Below are 2,186 nucleotides of genomic sequence, written 5' to 3'. Positions count from 1 at the left end.
GGCCAGCCGCTGGACATCAACGTCTCGTCGCTGGGCAACGCCAAGTCGCTGCGCGGCGGCACCCTGATCGCCACCCCGCTCAAGGGCGCCGACGGCCAGATCTACGCGCTCGCGCAGGGCAACGTGGTCGTGGTCGGCGCAGGCGCCGCCGCCGGGGGCTCCAAGGTCACGGTCAACCACCTGAGCGCCGGCCGCATCCCGGCTGGGGCCACCGTCGAGCGCTCGGTGCCCACGCCCTGGATGCAGGGCAGCGCCATCCAGTACGACCTGCAGTCCGACGACTTCAACACCGCCCGCGAAGTGGTCAACGCGATCAACAAGGCCAAGGGCCCCGGCACCGCCGAAGCCCTGAGCGGGCGCAGCGTGATGGTTCGCCTGCCCCAGCAAAGTGGCGAGCGCGTGGCCTTCATGGCCGACCTGGAAAACCTCTCCATCGACCGCGCCACGCCATCGGCCAAGATCATCGTCAACGCGCGCACCGGCTCCATCGTCATGAACCAGGCCGTGACCATCGGCCCCTGCGCGGTGGCCCACGGCAACCTGTCGGTGACCATCAGCTCCACCCCGGTGGTCAGCCAGCCCAATGCGTTCTCACAAGGCCAGACCGTGGTCACCGAGAAGGCCGACATCCAGATCAACCAGGAGCCCGGCAACATCATCCAGATGCCCGCCGGCAGCAAGCTCACCGACGTTGTCAAGGCGCTCAACACCCTGGGCGCCAACCCGCAGGACCTGCTGGCCATCCTGCAAGCCATGAAGGCGGCCGGCGCGCTACAAGCCGAGCTGGAGGTGATCTGACATGAGCGTGAACAACCCCGCCGCCAGCAATGGCCTGACCATGGACCTGCGGTCGCTGGACCGCCTCAAGGGCACCTCCGGCACCAACCCGCGCGCCGCGGTGCGCGAGACCGCCAAGCAGCTCGAAAGCCTGTTCATGGGCGAGCTGATGAAAAGCATGCGCGCATCGACCATGTCCACCGGCATGTTCGACAACAGCGGCTCCGAGATGGCCACCGGCATGCTCGACACCCAGTTCGCCGGGCAGATGACCGGGCGACCAGGCGGCCTGGCCGACGCCATCACCCGCCAACTCGAGCGCCAGATGGGCCTCAAGCCGGAGGTCCAGGACAAGGCCGCCGCCAGCGCTGGCACCACGGCCGCTGCGAGCCCCCTGCGTCGCATGGCCAGCGAGGGCTCCTTCAAGGGCCTGGGCCAGCTCGGCGACCTGGGAGACCTCAGCGACCTCGACGCGGGGGGCTTTCCAGGCGGCAACAGCACCGGCCTGGACGAGATCCTGCGCCGGGCCCAGAGCCTGGATCGGGGCAACGCCCGCACGAACACCGCGAACAGCGCCAGCAGCCCCACCGATGGCAAACGCCTGAGCCACAGCGAGCAGTTCATCCGCAAACACCACGAAGCGGCCAAGGCCGCCGAGGCCGCCACCGGCATCGCCTCGGGGCACATCCTGGGCCAGGCCGCGCTGGAATCCGGCTGGGGCAAGCACGAGATCAAGATGAAGGACGGCACGCCCAGCCACAACCTCTTCGGCATCAAGGCCACCGCCAACTGGACGGGCAAGGTCGCCGAGGTGACCACCACCGAGTACATCGGCGGCGTCGCCCGCAAGGTGACGGCCAAATTCCGTGCGTATGACTCCTACGAGGACGCTTTCAAGGACCACGCCCGCCTGCTCACGCAGAGCCCGCGCTACAGTCAAACCGTCGCCAAGGCCGACACGGCGCAGGGCTACGCCCAGGGCCTGCAAAAGGCAGGCTACGCCACCGACCCGGCTTACGCGAACAAGCTGACCCAGGTCATCAACACCGCCCTGCGCGTCCAGCGCAGCATGGCGTGACGACCTGATCGGAGGACACCATGGGATCAGGCATCTTCGGTCTGGGCACGCGGGCCATGTCGGCCGCCCAGGTCAACCTGGACACCATCAGCCACAACATCAGCAACGCCAACACGCCCGGCTACTCACGCCAGAAGGTGGAGCTGGCGACCGAGAGCGGGCTCTACACCGGTGCGGGCTTTTTCGGTCGCGGCGTCAAGGTCAACACCATCTCGCGCCAGACCAACGAATTCCTGATCAAGGAAAACAACCTGAACCAGTCCATGGCGGCGGCCGACCAGACCCGCCTGGAAAAGCTCAACCAGATCGAAAAAGTGCTGCCCACCGGCGA

3 protein-coding genes are annotated in these 2,186 nt (G+C 67.5%); all 3 read left to right on the top strand.

Annotated elements, in window-relative coordinates; translation table 11 throughout:
- The coding region (gene flgI, locus B2W70_RS00850; protein WP_286742046.1) for a flagellar basal body P-ring protein FlgI at positions 1-798 on the top strand (798 nt) is incomplete at its 5' end.
- Position 799: 1 nt separating this feature from the next.
- Positions 800-1,855, top strand: coding sequence for a flagellar assembly peptidoglycan hydrolase FlgJ (flgJ, locus tag B2W70_RS00845; RefSeq protein WP_286742045.1), 1,056 nt, complete (start codon positions 800-802; stop codon positions 1,853-1,855).
- A gap of 20 nt (positions 1,856-1,875) precedes the next feature.
- Positions 1,876-2,186 (top strand): flagellar basal body protein (locus B2W70_RS00840; RefSeq protein ID WP_286742044.1); only part of this gene is annotated, 311 nt, incomplete at its 3' end.

Origin of the sequence: Aquabacterium sp. UBA2148, from assembly GCF_002328915.1 — a bacterium.
GTDB classification, from domain to species: domain Bacteria; phylum Pseudomonadota; class Gammaproteobacteria; order Burkholderiales; family Burkholderiaceae_C; genus Aquabacterium; species Aquabacterium parvum.
The sequence above is the reverse complement of the archived record's forward strand: the minus strand, read 5'-3'. Positions and strand labels throughout refer to the sequence as shown.

Excerpts from the sequence above, each read along its gene's own strand:
- flgJ (WP_286742045.1), top strand. The coding sequence starts at position 800 with ATGAGCGTGAACAACCCCGCCGCCAGCAATGGCCTGACCATGGACCTG.